Here is a 24374-nt window from a genome sequence, read left to right on the forward strand (position 1 = left end):
TAAACCGTTCTATTCTGTGCCCAGTGCCCCGGCCGCTGCATCCTCGCCGCCAAGCCGCCCGGAGGTGAAGGAATACCCCAGTCCGACGCCATTTCCTACATAAGTATCGTTAAAGAGTACGCCTTCGGACTCCACGCCCACGGCATATAGTCCCTTGATGGGCACACGCTTGTCATTCAGCACCTGGAACTTGGTATTTACAAGCAGGCCGCCCACCGAGCAGAGATTATTGATCTCGGAAATAATTGCATAATACGGGCCGCTCTCACCCATCGGAAGCAGATATTCCTTCGCTTTGCCGAACTCGGTATCGATGCCGGTCTTCGCCGCTTCCTGATACAGCTTAAAGTCGGCAGCGAATACTGCAGCATCCATTCCCGCATTTTTTGCCAATTCCTCAATGGTATTACCCTTGAAGCCGTCACCGTTGGCAACCATGGACTCGAAGACTTTATCCGCATCCTTCCAAGGCTGGTCCAGCGTGAATTTATCGGCAAAAGAAGCATAGAATTCCGGCGGCATTCCCGGCAGTCCGGGTGCTTTCAAGCCATTCATCCCCTTGGTCTTGAGGGCATCAATCTGCGCCTGCGAGAGAATGACCAGATGATAGGCTCCGTTAAAAGCACTCGTGTTCGCCGCTGCTACTGCGGTTAGTGTTGCCGCTTCATCTCGGAATCTCGCCCCGGAAGGGCCGACATTCATCAGCGTTGGCAGGTAGGAGAGCATCAGCGGATAGCTGGCTTCGAACGGCTCATACTCCGCCTTCAGCTTGTCCGTTGCTCTGGCCAGGGTCTGGTGAAGCATTTGTCCCCCGAAGTTATCGGGAACCTTCGCCCCAATATCCCAGGACATTTGCAGCCCTTCGCCGATATTCTGTCCTAGTCCGCCATTGACGCCTTCGAAGCCGAAGGCTTCCTTGACCATCTCTTTGTTGCCGGCATAACCGCCGGTAGCCATGACAATGCTTTTGCCGGTGATCTCAAGCACAGTTCCATCCGCCTTCCCGGCAACCACTCCGGTAACCTCACCATTGCTGCCTGTAATCAGCTTCTGGGCTGTTGTTTCGGTGATTACCTGTCCGCCGCCCTTTTCCACGGATTCTGCAAGCATCGCCTTCAGCAGATCCTGGCGGGTGTCATAGGCCGGTAACATATGCAGCTGTTCTCCGCCAAAGTTAAGGAAGGTAGTGGTGTAGCCCTTGCCTGTCAGCCAGTCATAGGTTTCACCCGACTTGGTCACGTACTGGCGGATTGCCGCTGCGTCTACTCTCCAGTGATTATTAACGATCCAGTCGCCAATCTCCTTCTCTACTTCCACTTTAAGTCCGCTGCTGACAGCGGCTGAAGAGTTGTAGAACTTACCTGCCCAGGACAGATTGCTTGCTCCGCCAATCGTAGCTGTTTTCTCAATAAGAATGACCTTTGCGCCTTTATCGGCTGCAGAGACTCCGGATGCGCCTGCACCCACAACAACGACATCCGCAGACAGCTGCTCCGTCTTGCCTTCTCCCGATTTCACTACAGCTCTCGATTTAAAAGCCTCCACGTTGCCGCCCGCCTGCTTCACCGCATCTTCAACGGCTGTCAGGATCGCCGTGCTCGACTCCGAAGCACCGCTGACTGCATCTATGGCCAGGGTCTGGCCGGCAATAATCTCTTCCTTAATCTTATTAATGGCCTCCACGCCGATGCCGGCCGTTTCGTTCTGGCTGACCACCTGGATATCCGTGATTACGGATTCGGCGTCGAGTGTAACCTCAACCTGAATCTTGCCGTCTTTGCCGTCAGCTTCCGCTTTATAGGTTCCCGCTTTAAAAGCTTCCGGTACCGCACTTGTATCCGCCGGCTGCGTAGCCTCCGGTGATGCTGAAGGCTGCTCCGATGCTGCCGGTCCGGCTGAATTATTGCCGCTGCAGCCGCTGATGAGCGACAGAACCAGGATCAGACATACGCTTACTTTTAACAACGGCCGTACTGCTTGCTTATGCATTATTTCTCCCCCTGTGTGGTTAGTGCAGCCAAGCTTCTCTCTCTATAAGAACTGCTGACTACGCACAGAGTGTAAACCTTGGTACAACACCAAGGTCAATGAAATATATGTGAAATATTTCTCAAAGTATAAAGGCGGGCGGTTCCGTTTCTGCTTGTTTCGCCGGAATATTGATCTCCAGATAGGTTTTGTTGCAGCTGTTCGTGCGCTCTGTAAACAGGATTTTACCGCTGATATCCCCGCTGACCGTATACTTCTGCGCCTTCGCATAATCCAGCATGAATCCGAAGGACTCCCGTTCGAGGTATTCCTCATAGGTGCTGACAATCACTGCAGAGATGCAGGTTGCCGGCTCCAGATACTCCACACTGTCATTCAGGCAGACCTCAAGCTTCTGTTGATCCTCTTCCAGCAGGGCAAGCCCCCAGCTGTAATCCAGCTCTTCGGCTCCATAGATGCATTCTGTATTCTCAATACGGAAGGAATAGAAGGTGAACGGCAGCAGCTCCATCCAGGCCTGGACGGTTCTTTTGAGACCATCCTTCTGCAGCAAATGGTTCTTGTTCGTCTGCTGAATCCGGTACATACCCGGCACTTGCTTGATTCTGCAGGTATAAAAGGATTCGCTGATCCCCCCAAGCTCGGCATGAATCTCCTGAATCTTATTCAGCAGCAGCGTGCTGCGGCGTATCTCTTCTTCCAGCTGCATTCCGGCAGCCGCTATCGACTCTACCACTTGCTCGGAAGGTGCGTCTTTAATCAGTCCGGCCACATCCTGAAGCGGAATCTGCATGCTCCGGTACCATCTGCTCGACAGTAAATTGCGCGCGTCCAGATCATTGAAATACCGGTAATTGTTATGCTGATCCTTCATCGGCCGGACAATATCATGTTTCTCATATAAGCGCAGTGTATCTGCCGTCACCCCTAGAATTGACGCGAATTCACCGATAGAATATTTCATCAGCAGCCCCCCAGCTTACTTGATCCCATTCTTTCATCAGTTCAATGATAGAGGGTTTAGCCGGGAGACTTTGTGGATTATGTCACACGGGTGCTACTGCGCCTTGCCTTCGCTCAGGCTTGCCATCGTCTTATTGAGCCGCCGCTGCCGCGTTTCTGCCGTCTTGGCATCCTCAATCGAGAGGACAAACCGCCGTTTATTCGTGTAGGATAATCCGTCCCAGAACTGCTTCGCTCCGGCATGCTGCTCCAGCTCCGCAGCCAGATCAGCCGGTACCTCCACTTCACGCGGCCGGGTATCCAGCGCAAGCTCTACTTCGATCTCATCACCGGCACTGACACCGGCGCCCTTGCGGTGCTCCGCGCTGAGCGGAATCATGAACTGTCCGCCCATCGTCGCTACCGTGCTGGAATAGCTATATTCCCCGATCGTTACCTTCACCGCCGGCTTCTTGCTTGTCCCGAGCTCTGCTACCGCCTCCGCAGGAACAGGGATCCCCGTGGCCGTCTTGCCGCCCAGTATAACGGTTGTCCGGAATTTCATATTTATTACCTCCTGGATAGGCGCTTAGCCATTTTTATTCCCATTGTAGTGCAGGGAATGGGGCTTTTCCAGTCGCCGGTGAGGGCGGCATGGTTTATACTTAAAGGTACTGAAGAATGTGACGAACGGAGGCGGCCGCCATGCCCGCGAATCTAACAGAAAAGGTAGCAGACCTCCCTTTATCGCCTGGCGTGTATCTGATGAAGGACAGTCTGGGACATATCATCTATGTCGGCAAAGCGAAGCAGCTGAAGAAGCGGGTCCAGTCCTATTTCTACAATAACAAAGGACACTCGCCCAAGGTGAAGCAGCTCGTCAAGCATATCCGCGATATCGAATACAGGCTGACCGATACGGAATTCGAAGCCTTCATGCTGGAATGCCAGCTGATCAAAGAGATCAAGCCGATGTACAACCGCAAAATGAAAAATCCGCTTGCCTACAGCTATATTTCCATCGTGGACACTGCGCCGTACCGGCAGATCGAGATCGGCTATGAGCCCAGTACCCTGGAAAATAGTCTCTCCTATGGTCCTTACACCAGCCGCAGCACTGTGGAGCGGGCTGTACAGGGCATTAAGGAATCACAGCGGATTCTCTGCAGCAGCCCCCATTCCCGTAACCACCGTTGTCTGAACCATTCGCTGGGCTTATGCATCGGGATGTGCGGAGGCGGTGAGGCTCTGAAGCGGTATGAGGAGATTATCGGGCAGATCATTGCACTGCTGAACGGGAGCGGCAATTCAATCGTAAGCGGACTGGAAGTCCGGATGGAGGAGGCTGCGCTGCGGTTTGACTTCGAAGCAGCTGCCAAGTACCGGGATTACCTCGGGGCGGTCCACTCGCTGCTGCACAAGGAGCAGGTGATCGGCTTCACCGGAGAGAACAAGAATATTATCGTGCTGGAGCCGGTGGACGAGCAGTTTCACAAGCTGATTCTCATCAAGGGCAGCGTGATTCTCTACCGTACCCGGCTGGCGACTGAAGCGCTGGACAGCGGACAGCTTACTAAGATGATTACCTCTGCCGCATTGGAGCATTTCCGCAGCAGCAGCCTGATTGCGGCTACAGAAGAAATGAGCCGCCATAAGATCGATGAGGCCCAGATCATCTACAGCTATCTTAAGAGCAGCTCCGGCAATTACCTTCTGGTCCCGCAGGAATGGCTGGAGGATAAGGATACCGCCGGGCTGGAGGAAGGGATTAACGGGCTGATCGGGAGCGCATTATAACCAGCGCTGATACCGGCTCTCCAGGTGATACAGGAATAGACCGTTAACCTACTCGCTGCAACAATAAATCTCTGCAACAATAACCCGGGACCTCTGCACACAAGCAGCGGTCCTGGTTTCTAATATAGATGAACATACGGCTGCAGCCTTCCTCTGCTTGAGGGCCACAGGCAGTCCTGACTAATAGGTTACACTTGCGCAGTAGGACGGATCACGATCTCGTTCACATCGATATCATCCGGCTGTTCAATCGCGTAGGCAATGGCACGCGCTACTGCATCCGGTGTCATCGCCAGCCTATCGCGGACGGCGGCAAGCTGATCTCTCACTGCCGGGTCTGTCACACTCTCCGTGAAGCCGGTCTTGACGATACCGGGTGAAATGATAGTGACGCGCAGCTTGTCGCCCGCCTCCTGGCGCAGCCCCTCCGAGATGGCGCGCACGGCGAATTTCGTTCCGGAGTAGACGGACTGGTTAGGAACCGTCTTGTGTCCTGCTGTAGACGCAGTGTTCACGAAATGTCCGAAGCCCTGCTCACGGAAGACCGGCAGCGCTGCGGCAATACCATACAGAACACCTTTGATATTAACGTCAATCATGTCCTCCCAATCTTCGACGCGCAGGTCGTCGAGCGGGGAAATAGGCATCACTCCGGCATTGCTGACGAGCACATCTATCTTCCCGTACCGCTCACAGGCAAGCGCAACGAGTCTGCTTAGATCCTCCCGCTGTCTCACGTCCGTGCTTGCATAAACGGCTTCGCCGCCATTGTTCACAATGCGTGCCGCCAGCGCCTCCAGGCGGTCCGCTCCGCGCGCTCCAAGCACTACCTTTGCCCCGCGCTCCGCAAGGAGCAGCGCTGCCGCTTCCCCAATCCCGCTGCTCGCACCCGTAATGACGACAACTTTATTCTCAATGCTCATACTGCATCCTTCTCTCTAAGATCTAATGGCCTTGCCTGTTCATTGTAAGTAAACAGCAGCCCAATCAGGTAGACAGATCGCCTCCGATTCTTGCCTAATCCTCTCCCGTGCGGATATAATTAGCCATTAGACCTTCGCGGAAAGGAGCAGTGAAGCATGAACGACATCTCCTCCCTCTCTACCCTCTCTGCCCATTTACAAGAACTGATTCTGCTTATTCAGCGTCATGCACCTTCAGAAGGAACACATGCTTCATCCGTGCCGGAGCTCTGCTTCAGACGTGCAAGCCAGGTGTCCGAGCCGAGACATTCGGTCAATACGCCTTCGTTATACGTGATTGTACAAGGCTCCAAGACAGCTTCGCTGGCGGGAGATACTTACATATGCAGTCCGGGCAGCTACATGGTCAGCCCGGTGCATCTGCCTGTAGTCGGGATGATTACGGAAGCCACGCCGGAGCTTCCCTATCTGAGCCTGCAGTTATCTATTCGTCCGGAGGTCATACTGGACATCATCCACAGCAGCGGTCCGCAGCGGGAAGCAAAGACGGAACGCGGGATCCTGCTGGGCCAATCCGATACACCGCTGCTGGAGGGGCTGGTCCGCCTGGTCCGTCTTCTGGATACCCCTGAGGATATTGAGTTCCTCGCACCGATGATGATCCGCGAGATTCTGTACCGTGTGATGAAAGGGGATCAGGGGGCAATCATCAGCCAATTCTCCATTGCCGGCAGCTATTCGTATAACATTTCCAAAGCGATCCATCTGATTAACCGCGATTACTCCAAGCCCCTTGTGATTGAAGAATTGGCGAAGGAAGCCAATATGAGCCCTTCCTCCTTGCATAAGCATTTCAAAAAGGTCACAGCAATCAGCCCCCTGCAGTATCAGAAGGCCATCCGGCTGCAGAACGCACGCCGTTTGCTGCTGTCAGAGGGATTAGAAGCCGCTGACGCGGGCTTTCGCGTGGGCTATGAGAGCCCTTCCCAGTTTAGCCGGGAGTATGTCCGCATGTTCGGGCGTCCTCCCATGCACGATGTTAAGCATCTGCGCAATACCTTAAGTGTTCACGCGGATGAATAGGCGAACTGCCGCAGGACAGAAGCCGCTGAATTCATTATGAGTTTTGGAAGCAAGAATCAGAGATTCTGCAGGACAGCCGTTACGAGAAGACGAGCTATCTGGCGCCGGTTCTTCAGATACACATTATTTCAGCAGATTGGTTAAGAAATATGAGGGCTTGAGTAACCCTATTACGGTATATGCGGTAGGCTTAATTGCACTTTGTACAACTAAATCGTCTGATTTTTAACCGATTATCTGTTTAGTTGTATTTCGTACAATTAAACTGCCATTTTAACCTTGATTCTCCCCTTTAGGGCAGATTTAGTTGTACAGACTGCAGTTATAAGAGGCAAGCAACCCTTTTCGCTGTTTTTAATTGTACAAAATACAACTATCATTAAGCGGACTTTTTAACAACAGGAATCCAGACTTCCATTTCATACATGTTATTGCCCCGGTCATACGTCATTTCAAACTCAGGACCCTCTGTGGCTTCATAATTCGAGCCCGGGAACCATTCCCCCCAAATACGCTTCCATAAATCATGAATATCGCTTTCTCCATCAGGATAAACGCCGGTCGTGAAAATTGCGTAGGTTTGCGGAGGGATCTGCAGCTGTTCAAAGCCTTCCGGCAAGCCGCTTTCGGGTACAAAGTATCCGATCATGTACGAAGACTTATCGCCTTGCTTGTTATACATTACCGCATGAATTTGGCCGTTCTCTCCCAGTCCTGCGGCAGCCCGAATCCGGTCCACGTCTCCGCCAGCAATACACCGGGTCCAAAAGGCAGGGATTTCAATAAACGGATTCTCGCCATCGGCATTAATTACAGTAGATACGCCAAACATTTCAACAGCTTGTTTTTCTTCGATTTTATAGTTCACTTCTACATCTCCCCGAATTGAAAGTTGAAAGGATAACCGGGGATAAGCCTTAAGTGAGACGCCCTTGTCGCGCGCTGACATTGGCATTACACCATGCATTTTTTTGAACGCTCTGGAGAAGGCTTCGGGCGATTCGTAACCATACTTCAAAGCGATGTCGATAATCCGGGTTCCGCCTTGCTGCAGCTCAAAGGCTGCAAGGGTCATCCTTCTGCGCCTGATATACTCCGAGAGCGGCACATCAGTTATGAACGAGAACATCCGCTGAAAATGGTACGTTGAGCAGCAGGCAATCCTGGCCGCCTGATTGAAATCAATCACATCCGCCAGATGTTTTTCTACATATTCCATTGCGTTATTCATGCGGTCCAGCCAATCCATACCGGTCCCTCCTTTCAAGTCTGATTATAGGGGAGGATGAGACAGGAAACCTTGCAATCCATGCACCGAAATATCATGTTCGATATTGCTTCTATAGAATCCTCTAACCGGGACGTTTATTCCAGCCGCAAGGCTAGGGCGTTATTTTGTCGTATCTTTTTCAAAAATTTAGCCGGCAATGTCACAATATGAACAGATGGTTCGTTGTACAGAGCATAAAGGGGGTGAGAAGCTTGGAGAACGCCGATCTGCAGGAACGGATTGCAGCCGTGCTGGCAGGGGATATCCAGAAATTCGAGGCCATTATGCAGGCTTATCAGCGGCCGATTTTCTTCTATTGCTATCATATGCTGGGCCAATATAACGAGGCTGAGGACTGCGGACAGGAAGTATTCCTGAAGGCATACCGCTCTTTGGGACAATATGATCCTAATCTCCCCTTCGGCGCCTGGCTGTACACCATTGCCTATAACCAGTGTATTGATGTGATCCGCAAGCGCAAGCTGACGAAATACTTGAGTCTGTTCTACCGTGATGACCAGGAGAACCGGCCGGTCGATCAGCATATGGAGGCTAATTACCCGGATGCTGCGGTGCAGCAGACGATGGCTATGTTAACGGCCGAGGAGCGTAACTTACTGCTGCTGCGCACCGTGGAGGAGCTGAGCTATCAGGAAATCAGCCGGATGCTTCACCAGAATACCGCGCGGCTGCGCAAACGGTATGAACGTTCCGCCAGGAAATTCAGGAAGTATTACGCTCAGGCGAAAGGAGTGAAGCATTATGGATACGGACAAGGATCAGGAGCTGAAGGAACTTCTTCATAATCCGCGCTTTTCCCATCCGGATATATCCGGGGAAGTGATGAAGAGGTTAGAGACAGGACATCAAGTGAAGGGGGTCTTCTGGATGAAACATAAAATTAGCCTATTGGTGGTTGCGGGCATGCTGCTCACAGCTTCCACCGGATTTGCAGCCGTTCAATATCAGTCGCTGAAGAACAAGCAGGGTGAGGTTGTATATCAGGTCAAGCCCGCGAAGGCGTTCCCTGCCTATGAGGAGGAGGAGCTGCAGCGCTTGAAACTCAGCCATGAATTAGGCGAAGCTTTGCTTGAGAAGGGTACCGCTGCTATCTTCTACGTCTTGGACCATAACCCGGACGGGAAGCTGGATACGGAGTACAAACCGTTAGTCTATACCGACCTGTCTTCGCTCCGCAATAAGTTATCGGCTCAATCTTTGACCGTAGCCGACAAGCTTCCGGGAGGTTATGAATTCCAGACAGCCACTGCTTACTTCAAACCGGTCACCCTGCTCCACCCGCCTACCCCGGACGAAGAAAAGGCTATCGCTGATCAGCTGCGCAAGCAGGCCGAGGCAGCGGGCAGAAACTACGGGATAATGCCGGTAGAGCTGTCGGACCAAATCCTCAATTTAACTGCGGTCTATAGGCAGGGAAAACAGGAAATTACGGTGACAACAACAAGAAGCGAAGGCGAATTCACGGCTTATGTAGATGAACAAGTAGATTTCACCGCAGAAAAAGCCGTTGTCAACGGCACTGAAATGATCTACACCAAGTATAAAGGCGGCAATAGCCTAACGTGGTCAGCCGCGGTTCCGGGAAGTAGGGACACCTATCAGTACCAGATTGACGAGATGAGCGGACAATTCTTAAGCCAAGAAGCACTGATCGCCATCGCGAAGCCGCTTCTGCATTGAAAGAATACGAATTCTTTTCCCGGATGAACCTCCAGGTTTCCGCAAACTATGGAATTAAATACCCGCGCAGCCGGGCTATATATATCCTTGGGATTCACCGAGGTGGAGCAACGGACAATGTTCCCGGGGTTCACCTTATAGCCGCCGCTGCATTACCATCAATACACCGCCTGCGGCTCAAAGCGGCCGGTATCTTTTAACGTATAATCAAAAAACTGCAGAATCAGCGCATTCATCGTCTCAATGCAGTAATACTTATCAATATCTGCTTGCCCGCGTTGCAGCTTATTCGCAAGGATCGGCGAGAACAGCGGAAGATCGGTCAGGCTTAAATGCTTGGCCCCTTGAAAATGAACGGTGTACGCATCCTTAAAGTTTGGATTATCGGTCTTGTTCGCCGCGTATGCCGAGTTTTTCCCGAGCTGTCTCCACACATCGTCTGTATAAATGTTCAGCAGCGGTACGTGATAAGGTTCTTTTTTTGCCGCCAACTCATTAATCTCAGGGTCATACAGAAGCTCGCTGAAGAATGGGGCATCGAGATTCACCACAGCATCCACATCGCTGCGCTCCCGGCCGAGCGCCACGCTTGCCGCACCACCCATGGAGTGGCCGAATACGCCAATGTGCTCAGTGTCGATCCGTTGGTACACAGGGTCCTGGTCACTTACTGCCTTCTCCAGGATCGTATCGATCACGAAATTCATATCCCCGGTCCGCTGCTTCATCCATTTTTGCGTAAGGCCGTACAGCTCTTCCATGGTGTAAATCCCATCTTTGTTGGAATCGTTATGCTCCCGCAGATAATCTGCATTAACCATAGTGATCTTCCCGTCCACGCTCTGTGTATAAAAGGAATGGTAAGGATGATCGATAGAAACTACTACATAGCCGTGGCTGGCCAGCTCCGTAAAGGTTGAAGTGTTGCTTTCCCTGACCCCGTATGCCCCATGAGAAAAGACCACCAGCGGATAGTTTCCCTCCGCATTGCCCGGATACCAGAATTCCACATTCATAAACCGGTTCTCCCCGGTATCCGTAAATTCTTCAATCCGGTTAGGGTCCTTATACGTGTAAACAGCCGTTCTGACCTCATATTCCCCGGTCACTTCAGGTGCCCGGTACTGCGGGAATAGAATGGGCGGTATAAGTGCGATTAGCAGTGCCACAGCGGTTATGATGATTTTCAATACCCTGAATGAACGTTTGGACGTACGGGGCTTCGCCTTCCTTCCGATAAGATCAATTGAACCCTTCAGCGCAAAAATGAACAGCAGTGCTGCCAGCAGTACCCAGCTGAAGCTCCAATCAATAACAGGGGACAGTGTCAGAATAACGAATACGATAAACAGGGTAATTCTAATCCAGCTTTTGAGCTTGCCAAGGCTGTGCATAGGGGGATTCTCCTCTTCCAGTTAAGTTATGACCTCATCATAAAAAACTGCGAAAAGGGTGTATATAGATTTACGGTAAGCTGTAGCTGTAGGGCAATAAGATGCAGAATAACCTCACAAAATGGGGCACTGGCTTCGGGATTAATCATGAATTTCTTGCTTAACAACCTTAAGTCTCTCGTTAATTTGCTCTGCTTCCTTCTTATCCTTCCCATAGGACAGCACGCGGACTACGGCATATACCACGGCAATTTGGAGTGCAAGAAGGAGTGCGCCGGGCACACCAGTCACAACTCCGATCAGGCTTGCAAGGGAGATCAACAGAATCTCCAGGGTGAGAAAATGAACAACGATTCTAACACGCATGGCCCGCTCGCTTATCTCATGTGGAGTGTACCAGATGATTCCCGTTAATGCCCCAAGCAGGGAAAAGCCCATAATCGTATAGATCGATATCAGGTCAAATGCGAGCTCCGGGATATAAATCTGCCGCAGCACTGTAATGATAATCATGATGGATGCGAAGATGATCAGAAAATCGCGGATGATGTCTTTGACAAAATCAGATAACTTCATGCTGTGATCCCTCCCCCTATAATCCAAGTCTTTGTTTGAGTGCCGGCACATACTGTCTTGATATCACTACACGTTCCCCGTTATCAAGCAAAGCTGTGAACCGGCCGCTGAGGGACGGACGCACACTGGCAAGCTTGGCGATGTTTAGAATCGTAGATTTGGAGGCGCGGAAGCAGTTCTTGTCTCTGCATAGCTCCTCCAGTTCATACAGCTTCTGCTTCACTTCATGGACCTGGTTCTCGCTGTAGACAAATACTTTGCCGTCCACGGCTTCAAAATAATAGATATCACTGAGCTTGATACGGCTGAGCCGGTCCTCCTGATATCCCAGGATGATCAGGGTTTCTGTCTTCAGCTTATTTACGATTTCAGAAATCTCTTCATCGACTTCATGGCACCGGATGCGGATCTCCTCTTCTTGCTCCCTGCTGATTTGCTCGATGGAAATTTTGATAGGATCACCTACAATAGTTCAGATTCAATTTCCGCTGCCTGTTTCATTCTCATGATAAGGGAACGGTGTGACAGCTACAAGGGGAAGGATACACAAAAAGCTGTCCTCCGGTTTGACCGGTCGGACAGCTTGGTATGAAACGGGGACCTGCCAGGGAGGTGATGCCTGCCAGTCCCTTACTTTAGAGCATTCGCCTGCTTATCATGATACCGTCCTCTGGGTACGACCAGCGGAGAGCCCGAGACAGGGTCTGCGATTACCGTGCAATCCAGCCCGAAGATCTCTTTGACCCGCGTGCCTGTAATCACCTCTGCAGGCGTACCGGCAGCGACAAGCTTACCCGTGTGAAGCGCAAAAATATGGTCGGCATACCGCGCAGACAGGTTGATATCATGCAGCACCATTACAATCGTGGTTCCGTGCTTGCGGTTCAGATCGGTGAGCAGATCGAGAATCTCAACCTGATAGGTAATATCCAGGAAGGTCGTCGGTTCATCGAGAAACAGAATGTCCGTCTGCTGGGCCAGCGCCATGGCGATCCAGACACGCTGCTGCTGGCCGCCCGAGAGCTCATCGATATTATGATTGGCGAACTCGGTGATATTCATAATCTCCATCGCTTCGGCAACGGCCTCATAATCCTTCCTGGACCATCCGCCAAGCAGGGACTGATGCGGAAATCTGCCACGTCCCACCAAGTCGGCGACAGAGATTCCTTCCGGAACAATCGGAGACTGCGGCAGGAGCCCAATTACACGGGCTAATGGTTTGGCGGGCATTTTGGAGATCGGCTTGCCGTCGAGGGTAACCCTACCCGAGGTTGGCTTGATAAGTCTGGCCATTGTTTTGAGCAGCGTGGACTTGCCGCAGCCGTTCGAGCCGATAATTACACTGATTTTATGATCAGGAATCACCAGGTCTACACCGTGGATAACCGTCTTATTCTCATAGCCCGCTATGAGCTGTTCGGCCCCGAAATGATGTGTCTTGTTCATTATAACTCTCCCTTTCGATTCATCCGGATTAACAGGAAGATCAGATATGGCGCTCCGAGTAATCCGGTAATGATGCCTACAGGGAATCTGTACTCAAAAGCAAATTGTCCGATCAGATCGGACGCCAGAACCAAATTAACTCCGACAAGACCCGCCGGAAGGATATTCGAGGAGCCTGTTCCAACCAGTCTCTTCGCGATCGGCCCCGACAGGAAGGAGACAAAGGCAATCGGTCCTGTAGTAGCCGTAGCAATCGCAACCATACAGACAGAACTGACAATCAGCGCAATTCTTGTCTTATCTGTGCTTACGCCGAGCGAAGTGGCCGATTGTTCTCCAAGCTCCAGTATACTCAGATGCTTGCCCAGCAGGATGATGATTGGCGTACAGATGATTACGATGATCATCAGCGGCGGAAGCTCGCGCATTTGTGAGCCGTTGAGACTGCCGGTCAGCCATCTGATGGCTGAGGGAACGTCTTTCTCGGAGCTGATCAGCAGCAGATAGGAGATTACAGCATCCAGCATAGCCTGCAAGCCGATCCCGATCAGGATTAACCGCCCGATGGAGAAGGTCTTCCCTCTGGACAGTACATAAATCAGCAGCACTGTGGCCAGACCCGCAATTACCGAAGCAAGGGATATAACCGCTCCGCTTGCCTGAAGTATGACGATGCAGTACACCGCCGCCGCGCTTGAGCCGGACGTAATCCCAATCACATTCGGGTTCGCAAGCGGGTTACGCAGCATGGTCTGGAAGGTGTACCCGGCAATGCCAAAGGCAAATCCGGCGAACAGTCCCGCCAGCATCCGCGGCAGCCGGATAATTTTCACCGCGAAAGAGACTCCCTTGAGCTCCTCTCCGGAGAGCGCCCGGATGACATCTGTCACCGGATAGATCGTGTTCCCGAGCAGAAGCATCGCGCAGCACAGAATAAGTGCAAGTACTGCGAGGAGGCTGGTCACCAGTATGCCCCGGCGGTGTCTGCGGCGTCTGCCTGCAATAATATATTCAATCGCCTGATTTGTCATAATGACCGCACTTTCGATTTCATCGCTAATAGAATTAGGATCGGCGCCCCTACAAACGCTGTAACTACACCGACTTCAAGCTCCCCGGGACTTCCAATAAGCCTGCCGCCTACATCCGATATCGTCAGAATAATGGCTCCGGTAACCGCTGACATAGGGATAACGAAACGCAGGTCTGATCCAAGGATAAGACGTATGACGTGAGTTGATAACAAGCCGATGAAGCCGATCGGCCCGGCCAGGGCCGTAACGGCACCGCATAACAGTACACCTGCAAGCGCCGCAATGAGCCGCAGTGTGCCTGTCCGCACACCCAGACCCGTCGCCACATCATCGCCCAGTGCCAGCGCATTCAGGGCCGGAGCCGTAATGAACGCGATCAGCATACCGGCGAGCAGGAACGGGATAAATGTCGTAATGCTGCTCCAGGTTCCCGAGCCGACGCTCCCCACCTGCCAGAACCGGAACTGGTCCATAACATAAGAGCGCGGAATCATGATGGCTGTGACCAGAGAAGATAAGGCAGCGCTTATGGCAGCACCCGCCAGAACGAGCTTAATGGGCGTGGCTCCGCCACGTCCCATTGAGCCGATTCCGAATACGAATACAGCAGTAATCGCAGCTCCGGCCAGAGCTAACCATATATATTGGTTCGCGGAGCTTATGTTCAAGAATGCAATTCCGCAAACCACAAACAAGGATGCCCCCGTGTTCACTCCCAGTATGCTCGGGTCGGCAATCGGATTGCGGGTAACCGCCTGCATCAGCGCTCCCGATACTCCGAGTGCCCCGCCGCACATTAAACTGAATACCGTCCGGGAAATCCGCTTGCGGACTACGTTTGCCCCATAGCTGTCCACCTCCGGATGAAATAAACCATCGATCAGTTCATTCCACCCCACGTGACGCGCTCCCAGTACAAGGGAGGCTATCACGCACAAGACAAGCAATACCAGGCAACTCATCAGGACCGGGGTAAAGTTCTTCGGGATATGCAATTTTAGCTGTTTATCGTCCGAAAGCGGTGAACTATTCATTTATTTTATCAATAGCTCCTCCAATTAAGGCAAGGTATTCATCAATCGTGTATGCAATGGACAGCGGGTTAGGCGTTCCGGCAGCTACCAGCGGTGTATCACTGTCGATGAAGGCAACCGAACCTCTTTCAATGGCAGGGATTTTGCCCAGCAGCGAATCTGCCTGAAGTGTCTTAAGCAATTCGTCATTCCCATATCCGACGATAAGATCAGCATCGTACAGGGCTTCCACATTCTCTGCGCTTAAGCTCAAAGAGTAGCTGGTAGGGTCCGTAATCTGGGAGGTAATGCTTTCCGGATAAACCATTCCCAGCTCATACAGGAATGAGACACGGGAATCCACAGGCGTATAAATATGCAGTTTGGACAGGTCCTCAGCGGAGAAGTTAACCCAAACCACTTTTTTACCGTTAATCTGCGGATATTTGCCCGCCTTTTCGTTAACCAGGGCTTCGGTGTCCTTGATCAGCTGCTCCCCTTCTGCCTTCATGCCCATCCCTTCTGCATTTAACAGGACCTGCTCGCGCCAGGTGGTTGCCCAAGGAGCCGTCGGATAAGCGACTACCGGAGCGATCTGGCTAAGCGTATCATAGTCTTCCTGGGTAATTCCGGAGTATGCGGCCAGAATGACATCCGGGTCTGCATCCGAGATGGCCTCGAAATCAAGACCGTCGGTATCCTGGAACACATTCGGATCAGTTACATTAAGCTCCTTCAGCTTATCTGCTGTCCAGGGCAACAGTCCGCTGTCATCCTGAACGCCGAAGTTCGCTGCCGAGAAGCCTACAGGTACAACGCCAAGCGCGAGAGCCACATCATGGTTCGCCCATTGAATGGTCACTACGCGTTCAGGCTTGCTCTCAAGTACAGCTTCACCAAGCGCGTGCTTGATGGTAATCGGATACTGCGTAGCATCCTGGGAGGCTGGTGCTTCTGTAGCAGCCGCTTCAGCAGATGCCGCAGCAGTTGCAGCCGGAGATGGTGAAGCAGCTGAATTAGACTCCTGATTTGAGCATCCAACCAGCGCTATAGTAAGTGCAAATGGAATTAATAATGTTTTCAAAGAAAACTTTCTTGTTGTGTTCATGCGTGGACCCTTCCTTATCTTATAATGTATTTTTTTTGTTCTGCTGCTGACTAAACGGCAGAGTGACCCCTCATCGGATAAGATGCGGTGATCCCCCTTAATCCGATAATGATAATCATTATCGGATTAATATATATTCAGACAGTCGTATTGTCAATGCAAAAATAGAATTTATACATGAAGAAACATCGATTCCTTGCAAGAAGTTATTAGTTTTTTTGATTATGAATACAGAATTCATCGAATTTATCTATAACTCTAAAGCCCATTTAACTCTGTTGAAATCATACACGTTGAGAGTCTTACAAATTAGAAATATTGAAATCGTATTATTATGCTATCCTTGATAATCTCTATATTGTTGGCAATGCCCAGACTAATTTAGAGCTACTACAACATATTTGACTCATTAAATCTATACCTCTCTATTTTTTGTTTCGAGCAAAACTAAAACACAATCAAAAAGCTAATAATAGCTAGTCCCGCTTTCAGGAGTAACTACTATTAGCTTAGTACCATCTGTTATGAAAAAATCATACTTTTTGAAATTATTACAGCAATTCCTCAAAAGAGCTCTTACCTAATTAAACATCTCAGAGTAATACTACTTCTTTATTAAGGTTTTTTATTCCATGGTCTTCTTCTATTAACCAGCTAGGAATTGTATAATCGCGCCCCTTTACCTTTGCAAATCTAGTTTTATATGTGTAGCCTAATGGATCTTTAATTTTATCATGCTTGGAGAGCCAACCTATTATAAGATGTCCTTCGGGATCGTCAGAAAACGCAATATTTAACCACCAACCAATAGATAACGAGCAATCGCCCAAACTCTTTATTATTGAGTCAGCTTTCAACCATTCAGTATCTAAGGTTTGTTCCCTAACAATAGATAACACTAAATTCAAATTAGCCGTTATATCGTTATTGAACAACTCATTTTCTAATAGAGCAAATGTACTAAATACATTTTCAGTCGTTTTTAATTCTTTTCTTCTTAACATATATGCTAAAGATGTACCTGCTTTTTGAAATCCACCAGCTCTCGCTTTCATTAATAAGTCTGTAGCTAGTTCATAGTCCTTCAAACTATATGAATTTATCCCCATATTAAACAATTCCTGTGGTGTAGCGTCTTCTAGAGCATTATTTATATACTTCTTCCCCTTAACCTCATCTCTACCAATTTTCATTCCTTTCTTTAATCTTACCCCATACTCTAATATAGCTGCTTTAGACTGTAACTCTGTCGCTTTTCTTAGTCTATGGATTCCAGAGTTTACATGTTTTTTTAAGTTATTACCCTCAATATATTCTTGTGCTAGCCTATAGTTTGCTTCACTATTCCCTTTCTGAATAAGATATTTTAGGAGTTTTTCCCCTTTTTTAATGTCTTTTTTTAGGTAAATGCCTTCAATTATTAATTCTGCGTATTGTAATATGGCTGCTTCTTGATTATCATCAACTAATTCTTCAAAATAAAGAGTGCCTAACGCGATATCTTTATCCATGTTGAATCCATAAATCTTTAGTAAAGCCAAATACTCTTTCGCCCTATGGTATCTATTTGCAATAAGCTGTTTAAGTAAATTCAACCCTTCTAATACATTCTTATAAGAATTTTCACTTTCAATATATAATTTTGCTAAATAATATTTCCCTAAAAGATCTCCACTATTTGAAGCCTCTCGCAATAAATCAACGGCCTTTTTTATATCTTGAGGAATACATGTTCCATCTACTAAATGGCATGCATATCTGACTTTCGCCTCAGTACTTTCTCCATCGACAGTTTTTTCGAATAGTTGAATTGCTTTATCACGATCACCTTTTGTTGAAACGCCCTCAAGATATATATCACCTAAAATAGCCATTGCTAAATGGTCATTATTTTCAACAGATTTTTCCAAAAATAAAATTGCTTCACCTTCAACTCTTGGACTAATTAAGCCTTTAATTATAAAATCAGCCAATAACCTTCTTGCATAGTCATGTCCTTGCCGTTCACCTTCTCTTAATAATTCTTCCCCTTTTTTTATATTTGTACATACTCCCTCACTCCCAGTGGTCAAATAAAAACCGTACATTACTTTAGCCTCTAAACTATACTGGGAAAGCTCTTGTATTTTTTCTAATCCAAGATCAACATTTTTCTCTATAGAATCTCCCTTTATTAGTCTTTCAGACAATTCCAATATACCATCTTCGTCATTCTCACTTTCTAATCTAGTAAGAATGCTAATACCCTCGACCAGATTCTTTTCTAAAAATGACCCATCCAATAAAATTCTTGATAGATGTAGTGCAGCTTTATTGTCGCCAGCATTCATGGCGAGTCGTAACAACTTCTCGCCCTTTTCTTTATTTTCTGCAACATATGCTCCCCTAATGTATGAATCACCTAAAATTCGAAGTGCATTACTTTCTTCCGCAGAACACGCTTCTTCCATCAAGCTTAACCCTGAAGTAAAATCAAATACAGTTGATACCCCAGTAACTATGGCTTGCCCTAAAATCGTTTTTGCTAGAGTGTCTCCTAAATTAATTGAAGCCAAGAGTAGCCGCTCACCTTCGTAAATATTCTTCTGCAAACCTTTTCCGTATAACATTCTATAGCCTAATTTACGCATTGCCTTTGTATCAGAAAGTTCAACTGACTTTCTCAAATAATCAATACCTTCTTTAACCTTCCCCTTTACTAATTCTTCATCTATAAATAAATCAGCTAAGTAATTTCTTGCCAATATGTTCCCAGCAGCTTCAGCTTCTATCAGTAAGTTTATGGCATATTCTTTCTCGTTTGTTTCAGGACTATTAATAATGCATTTAGCATATTGATACTTTGCAGTTGTATCGCCACCTTTTATAGCCTCTAGGTATAGCTGACGACTTTTACTATAATTTCTATCTACTCCGCGACCATTCCAGTACCTAAATGCTAAATTACGGAGTGCATATGATTTCCCTAAAGATATTGCTTTTTCTAGACACTCCAATCCCTTTTTTAAATCCTGCTCATAAAAGAGGCCCTCCATAAGAAGTTCTCCAAAGTAAGCTAACCCTTCGGGATATTCCTTCTCAACTAATTTATCTAATAACTCTTTAGCGAATTTTATATCCTTTTCAATAAATTCCCCTTCGAATAATAGTTGCGAATAATCTAATATAGCTTCTTCATCTTCAACATCTAATAATTCCTTCATAAAAGAAAGACCTTGTTCAACATTTTGCGACAAGCCAAATCCAGATATCAGTAAACTAGAGTAATATCTTTTTGCTTCTAAAAATCCGGACTTAGTTAAATCTTCAAGATATTTTATTGCCAACTCTTGATTGTTTCTAGAGACATTTATAAAATATTTGGCTAACTGATACTTTGCTAGTTCATCTCCTTTTTCTATAGCTATATTTATTAAGTTAATTCCTTTTTCTTCATTTCTAATGATGCTATGTCCATAAAGATATCGAAATCCCATAATACGAAACGCATCAACATGTTTTTCATTTTCCATTAATTCTTCTAATATCGTGTTGCAAGCTGTAATATCTGATTCTATTCCTTTTCCAATTAATAATCTGACTGCTAAATCTAGCTTAGCTGTTTTATTTCCTTCAGCAGCAGATTCTTTTAATAGTTGATACCCTTCTGTACTATCTCCGGTAGGAATCTTTCCATCAAGAAGTAGACCACCTAAAATCCCTTTGGATGTTGCATCATCACTTTTTGCTCCAGCTCTTAAAATAAGTTCCGCTTTCCCTTTGTTCACCTCCACTCTCTTTCCTTTTATATGAATATATCCCAAAAATGAATAAGAATCTTTATCTCCTAGTTCATAGGACTTCTCTAGAAACTTCATGGCTATATCAATATCAATGTTAGGGTCATTAAAAAATGAATATCCAATTTTAAAAATCCTTCTTCCATCTCTATTTTCAGACATGTTTTCTAAAAATAAATTAATATCAATCATTCGAGAAAGCCAAATATTCTCTTTTTCTATTGCTTTTAAGGATTCAATAATAAAATCCAACTTAAGAGATGCATCCTTTGATAGCCAATCTAGAATATAACGAATAGATTCCCTAATATCCTTTGTGCTAAAATATTTATTTTTTAAAAAGATAGCAAAATCACTATCAATTAATTTTATACGAGTAAATCTAGTATCATTAATTCTACTTTTAATTTTTTTCAATTCATTTCGAACTCTAGGCAATCTACAATTTATTTTCCTGTAATGAAGAAATTGTTGAATATACTCTAAAGAAATAGATTGAATAGGCTCAAAAACAGCTAGTAATAATAAGATTTCTTCAAAAACTTCATCGCCATTGTACTGTTGTAGTTCTGTTTCAAAATGAATCACTTCAGAGTTATCTAAACTATCAATTAATTCACTGGTAATTGAAACATGGTTCTCATCAACTAATTGTAATAATTTATTTAATCTAGCAGCCTCACCATTTGTTTTTTTAAAAAGTGCTAAATTAATTACAGCGCTTTGTTCATTGTCTACATCCAGGCCTGTAAAGTATTTCATGTCCGATTCATTAAAGTTCTTAATTGAAATTAATTTTGTTCCTTCGGTCGGGAAAAATGAACTGTCTTCAAGATTATTTGTGGCTACGAGTATCCGGCATTCCTCGGGCAGGTTTGTAATTAATTCTGCCATCTCTTTTCCCATTGAAGAAATAACCTCAAATGAATCAATAATCAGAATAAATCGTCCACATTCCTGAATTAACCTTTTAATCGCTTCTCTAAAGTAGTAATTAATTTTTTGAATATTTCTTTGATTAAAATAAAGATCAACAGTTCTTTCTCTTTGCTCTGTATCTTCCACGCCATAATCATTAAAAATTGAAACATCAATTCCATTGATAATATAAGAGTTAATTTGTTCAATGACGGATTTGAAAAAGTCAACAATACTACTAGAGTACTTGAAAGAAAATATCAATAATACATTTCTGCTAGAACTGTTCTTATTTAAACTAACAAATTTTGAAATTATTGTTGATTTCCCAACATTCCTTAATCCCTGTATTAAAGTTAATCTATGTTCCAATAGACTGGCTTCCAGATCATCAATTTCCATTTTTCTACCTCTAGAATTACTAGAAAGAAGCAAATATTCATTACTTATAGACTCTATTAGATTTGTTATGTCATTAGAAAAATACTTTTTAATTATAATTCCTGAAGTTGCTGATTTATAAAAGTCCAAATTAATATATACGGAGAACATAAGGCTAAAAAGAACTTCACCAACTAATCCATATTTACTTTTCAAGTGAAGCCTCTCATATCTGCATTTTTCTATATTCTCAAGAGTCTCTTTGGCAGATTGGAGTAGCAACTTTATATTTTCATCTTCTGAACCCTGGGTTATAAGAAATGAGTAATATTCGAAAACGTCAAGAGTTTCACTTGTAGTATTAAATGTCGTTTGTAAACATAGTATCCATTTTTTCACTAAGCAAGAGAGGTCAATGATATCTTGATTCTCAAAATAATTTGAATCATCAAAAACTCTCCCTAATCTTTGTAATTCATTAATTATTCCATCTTTATCCTCTTCATTAAAATTACAGATTATTCGATCCATTGTTACAACTGTAATATCCAAAAATGCGAGCATAATATTATTTTTATCTATTATATTTTCAACAAACCTTTTGATAAACCGCATATGTTTATAAAAGTAATAGTAGGTTGAATCATTATTAAGAAAAATATTCTCTGCCAAATAATCTGGAGTATAGCTTGTATTGTTTCTTTTATCGTCCGAAGATAAATTTGTGTTGTCTACTTCTATTATTTCTATTTCATTCTTTTTTTTTGAATATTACTGGATTTATTTCCAGTCTCCTTATTATAAGTCACTTTACCATTATCGTCTGGCCCTAGCTCTATATTTGCTATATATCTATCATGGTTTTGTGAATACATTCTATGATGAACGAGAAAGTTATTATTCTCAAAAGAAAAATCTATAATGGAGTATCCATTGAAGAACCTCTGATCATGAGCAAATACTCCATTAAAAGTGTTTGACGGAGCTATCGATACTAATAAGTCTCCGTAAGTTGATGTTTCTTTATGACTACTTCCTTTATGGACATGCCCACAAAGTACCAAATCATATTCTCTTTGCATAAAAGGTTGAACTATCTCCATATCAAAATCTTTTAATAAATCTAATTGATGATGAATCACCGCTATTTTAAAATCAGTTTTCTCTATTTGTTTTTTAGCTTCTTTTGCCTGCTTAATTCCAAGCAAAATATTATTGTTATCATGGTCGCTATCATAGCAACGCCAAGCAGTATTAAATGCGGAGATCCCAACTTCTTTATTATTATATTTATAATGATATGTTGAGTGAAAATTAGTTATTTCACTGTTAGGTGTGTGTAAATGATATTTTCTTTCAAAATTTTTAAAAGGAATAATCCTTTTTATCTCGTCAGGATTCTTTTTGTTATCTTCTATAAATTGAGAGACGGCAGTTTCGTTACATAGTGTGGATCTAAGTCCAATTTCAGTATTGTGGCTATCGGCATTTCTATCAATATCATGATTTCCTGGAACAAAAATAAAATGTTCTTTTGAAAGGTTAAGCGCTTCTAGAAGTGGGCTCGCAACATATGTTTCGAATTCAGAAAATGCATGCTCAATACTTTCAAATCTCTGTCCTCCTTTGTCAATAAGATCTCCAGAAAAAATAATAAGATCTATTTTCTTGTCATTATTATATTGAGCTAAATCTTTAACGAGGGCTTCAACAATGAAATTAAAAGTATCTTTAATGCTATTACTTGCAATATGAAAATCTGATAAATGTATTATTCTCATATAGAAAACCCCTCCATATAAAGTCGATATTTGTTTATATTTGGGAATATTATATCTGAAGCATTCTGGTTTTCCAATGAGGTTTTTCATTCTAAGTAAAATTTTATTTAGTGGTCATTTTAACATTCTAAATATAACAAATTTGGCAATATAATAATCCCCACCACACAAACAAGCAAATAGGCTGTCCATTATCAATTATCCGATAATGGACAGCCTATTGTCGTTCATAATAGAGTCGCTGATGGGTCTCTGTCTGTTACGCCAGCAGCCCGCGTACACCTTCACTAAGCGGTGTAAGGGGACGGTTCAGCAGCTTCTCCAGGTCACCGCTCTCGATATTCAGTGCACCGTCGCGGATCGCGCCTTGGATGGCAACTACAATCGGCAGTGCAGCTTCCGGTACACCTGCACCGGCCATGATCTTCGCATAAGTAGCGTCATCTACTTGCTGTACGTTAACCTCTTGCCCGAGCACCTCACCAACCACGGCTGCCAGCTCTGCCTGGGTGAGCGGCTTGCCGGACAATTCGTAAATGACATTCTCACGGCCTTCACCGGCCAGAACCGCAGCAGCCGCCTGGGCATAATCGCTGCGTGTGGCCCAGCCCACCTTGCCGTCTTCCGCGGAGGTCAGCCAAGGTGCGCCGGCTTGCACGGCCTGAATGGAGCCGGCTTCATTCTCCAGATACCAGTTATTGCGCAGGAAGGCATAAGGAATGCCGGATTCACGGATGAACTCTTCGGTAGCACGGTGTACCGGTGCCAGGAACAGGGAGCTGTTATCGGCATCGCCTACGCTGGTATAGACAATGAAGCCTACACCCGCACGGACAGCGGCATCCACAGCGGCCTTATGCTGGCGGATACGTGTATCATTGTCACCGTCTGCCGAGACAATCAGCAGACGCTCTACTCCGGCAAAGGCTGCATCCAGCGTCTCCGGCTGATCAAAATCGCCATGACGGACATCGACTCCGCGTGCTTGCAGCTCGGCTGCCTTCTCCGGGTTTCTGACACTGGCTACAATATTCTCAGCCGGTACGGTCTTGAGTAATGTCTCTGCTGCGATGGAACCAAATTGACCCGTTGCTCCTGTTAATGCGATTTTCATTTCAATTCCTCCATTATGAGTATCTTTTATTTGAATAGCAGTTGTTATTTCCCGTAAACATAGGTGATTCGCTCTCCTGTAACCATTGTAGTTACATGTTGACGGAATGTCAAATGGAATGT

General features: G+C 46.1%; 20 protein-coding genes. 5 read left to right on the forward strand and 15 right to left on the reverse strand.

The features are described from left to right. Positions 1–9: 9 nt before the first annotated feature. The 3 genes from NSQ73_RS29030 to NSQ73_RS29040 form a co-directional block, all read right to left on the reverse strand. Positions 10–1989, reverse strand: coding sequence for an FAD-binding protein (locus tag NSQ73_RS29030; RefSeq protein WP_340989654.1), 1980 nt, complete (start codon positions 1987–1989; stop codon positions 10–12). A gap of 121 nt (positions 1990–2110) precedes the next feature. Beyond that, positions 2111–2953, reverse strand: a complete 843-nt coding sequence (locus NSQ73_RS29035) for a MerR family transcriptional regulator (protein WP_340989655.1) — start codon at positions 2951–2953, stop codon at positions 2111–2113. A 93-nt stretch (positions 2954–3046) separates the two neighbouring features. After that, positions 3047–3496: a YdeI/OmpD-associated family protein gene (locus tag NSQ73_RS29040; protein WP_042140433.1), complete on the reverse strand. Its 450-nt coding sequence runs from the start codon at positions 3494–3496 to the stop codon at positions 3047–3049. 140 nt (positions 3497–3636) lie between these two features. Here NSQ73_RS29040 and NSQ73_RS29045 point away from each other — a divergent pair, with 140 nt between their 5' ends. Then, on the forward strand, positions 3637–4728 hold the full coding sequence (locus tag NSQ73_RS29045) for a GIY-YIG nuclease family protein (RefSeq protein ID WP_340989656.1): 1092 nt from the start codon (positions 3637–3639) through the stop codon (positions 4726–4728). Between the two features lie 188 nt (positions 4729–4916). Here the strand turns inward: NSQ73_RS29045 and NSQ73_RS29050 are convergent, their stop codons facing one another. Next, positions 4917–5651, reverse strand: coding sequence for an SDR family oxidoreductase (locus NSQ73_RS29050; protein WP_340989657.1), 735 nt, complete (start codon positions 5649–5651; stop codon positions 4917–4919). A gap of 156 nt (positions 5652–5807) precedes the next feature. On the opposite strand from NSQ73_RS29050, the gene NSQ73_RS29055 reads away from it, so the two are divergent. Continuing rightward, on the forward strand, positions 5808–6734 hold the full coding sequence (locus NSQ73_RS29055) for an AraC family transcriptional regulator (protein WP_340989659.1): 927 nt from the start codon (positions 5808–5810) through the stop codon (positions 6732–6734). 379 nt (positions 6735–7113) lie between these two features. Here the strand turns inward: NSQ73_RS29055 and NSQ73_RS29060 are convergent, their stop codons facing one another. Further along, positions 7114–7983: an AraC family transcriptional regulator gene (locus NSQ73_RS29060; protein WP_340989661.1), complete on the reverse strand. Its 870-nt coding sequence runs from the start codon at positions 7981–7983 to the stop codon at positions 7114–7116. A gap of 224 nt (positions 7984–8207) precedes the next feature. Here NSQ73_RS29060 and NSQ73_RS29065 point away from each other — a divergent pair, with 224 nt between their 5' ends. Continuing rightward, positions 8208–8810 carry an RNA polymerase sigma factor gene (locus NSQ73_RS29065; protein ID WP_340989663.1) on the forward strand — a complete coding sequence of 201 codons (603 nt, stop codon included), beginning with the start codon at positions 8208–8210 and terminating at the stop codon, positions 8808–8810. Further along, positions 8767–9705 (forward strand): hypothetical protein, encoded by a 939-nt coding sequence (locus tag NSQ73_RS29070; RefSeq protein ID WP_340989665.1) that lies wholly within the window; start codon positions 8767–8769, stop codon positions 9703–9705. Before NSQ73_RS29065 ends, NSQ73_RS29070 begins: the two co-directional genes overlap by 44 nt. A gap of 158 nt (positions 9706–9863) precedes the next feature. On the opposite strand, the gene NSQ73_RS29075 is transcribed toward NSQ73_RS29070, so the two are convergent. From NSQ73_RS29075 to NSQ73_RS29085, 3 genes are all read right to left on the reverse strand, one after another. After that, on the reverse strand, positions 9864–11099 hold the full coding sequence (locus tag NSQ73_RS29075; protein WP_340989667.1) for an alpha/beta hydrolase: 1236 nt from the start codon (positions 11097–11099) through the stop codon (positions 9864–9866). A 141-nt stretch (positions 11100–11240) separates the two neighbouring features. Next, entirely contained in the window at positions 11241–11675 is a 435-nt protein-coding gene (locus tag NSQ73_RS29080; RefSeq protein WP_340989669.1) for a DUF3021 family protein, read from the reverse strand. 16 nt (positions 11676–11691) lie between these two features. Next, positions 11692–11943 carry a LytTR family DNA-binding domain-containing protein gene (locus NSQ73_RS29085; RefSeq protein WP_340989670.1) on the reverse strand — a complete coding sequence of 84 codons (252 nt, stop codon included), beginning with the start codon at positions 11941–11943 and terminating at the stop codon, positions 11692–11694. Between NSQ73_RS29085 and NSQ73_RS29090 the strand changes: the two genes are divergently transcribed. Next, positions 11902–12267, forward strand: a complete 366-nt coding sequence (locus NSQ73_RS29090; RefSeq protein ID WP_340990734.1) for a hypothetical protein — start codon at positions 11902–11904, stop codon at positions 12265–12267. The genes NSQ73_RS29085 and NSQ73_RS29090 overlap by 42 nt on opposite strands. A 38-nt stretch (positions 12268–12305) precedes the next feature. On the opposite strand, the gene NSQ73_RS29095 is transcribed toward NSQ73_RS29090, so the two are convergent. The 7 genes from NSQ73_RS29095 to NSQ73_RS29125 form a co-directional block, all read right to left on the reverse strand. Continuing rightward, complete coding sequence (locus tag NSQ73_RS29095; RefSeq protein ID WP_340989671.1) at positions 12306–13124, reverse strand: ABC transporter ATP-binding protein; 819 nt, start codon at positions 13122–13124, stop codon at positions 12306–12308. Further along, on the reverse strand, positions 13124–14155 hold the full coding sequence (locus NSQ73_RS29100; protein ID WP_340989673.1) for a FecCD family ABC transporter permease: 1032 nt from the start codon (positions 14153–14155) through the stop codon (positions 13124–13126). The genes NSQ73_RS29095 and NSQ73_RS29100 overlap by 1 nt, the downstream gene beginning before the upstream one ends. Further along, positions 14152–15192: a FecCD family ABC transporter permease gene (locus NSQ73_RS29105; RefSeq protein WP_042140445.1), complete on the reverse strand. Its 1041-nt coding sequence runs from the start codon at positions 15190–15192 to the stop codon at positions 14152–14154. The genes NSQ73_RS29100 and NSQ73_RS29105 overlap by 4 nt, the downstream gene beginning before the upstream one ends. Next, positions 15185–16279, reverse strand: a complete 1095-nt coding sequence (locus NSQ73_RS29110; RefSeq protein WP_076243642.1) for an iron-siderophore ABC transporter substrate-binding protein — start codon at positions 16277–16279, stop codon at positions 15185–15187. Before NSQ73_RS29110 ends, NSQ73_RS29105 begins: the two co-directional genes overlap by 8 nt. 593 nt (positions 16280–16872) lie before the next feature. Next, positions 16873–22029 (reverse strand): hypothetical protein, encoded by a 5157-nt coding sequence (locus NSQ73_RS29115; RefSeq protein ID WP_340989675.1) that lies wholly within the window; start codon positions 22027–22029, stop codon positions 16873–16875. A 74-nt stretch (positions 22030–22103) separates the two neighbouring features. Further along, positions 22104–23138, reverse strand: a complete 1035-nt coding sequence (locus NSQ73_RS29120; protein ID WP_340989677.1) for a metallophosphoesterase family protein — start codon at positions 23136–23138, stop codon at positions 22104–22106. A 259-nt stretch (positions 23139–23397) separates the two neighbouring features. Further along, positions 23398–24252: an SDR family oxidoreductase gene (locus NSQ73_RS29125; protein ID WP_340989679.1), complete on the reverse strand. Its 855-nt coding sequence runs from the start codon at positions 24250–24252 to the stop codon at positions 23398–23400. Positions 24253–24374: the final 122 nt, after the last annotated feature.

It is taken from the genome of Paenibacillus sp. FSL R10-2736, from assembly GCF_038000245.1.
In the GTDB taxonomy this organism is placed as follows: domain Bacteria; phylum Bacillota; class Bacilli; order Paenibacillales; family Paenibacillaceae; genus Paenibacillus_AQ; species Paenibacillus_AQ phytohabitans.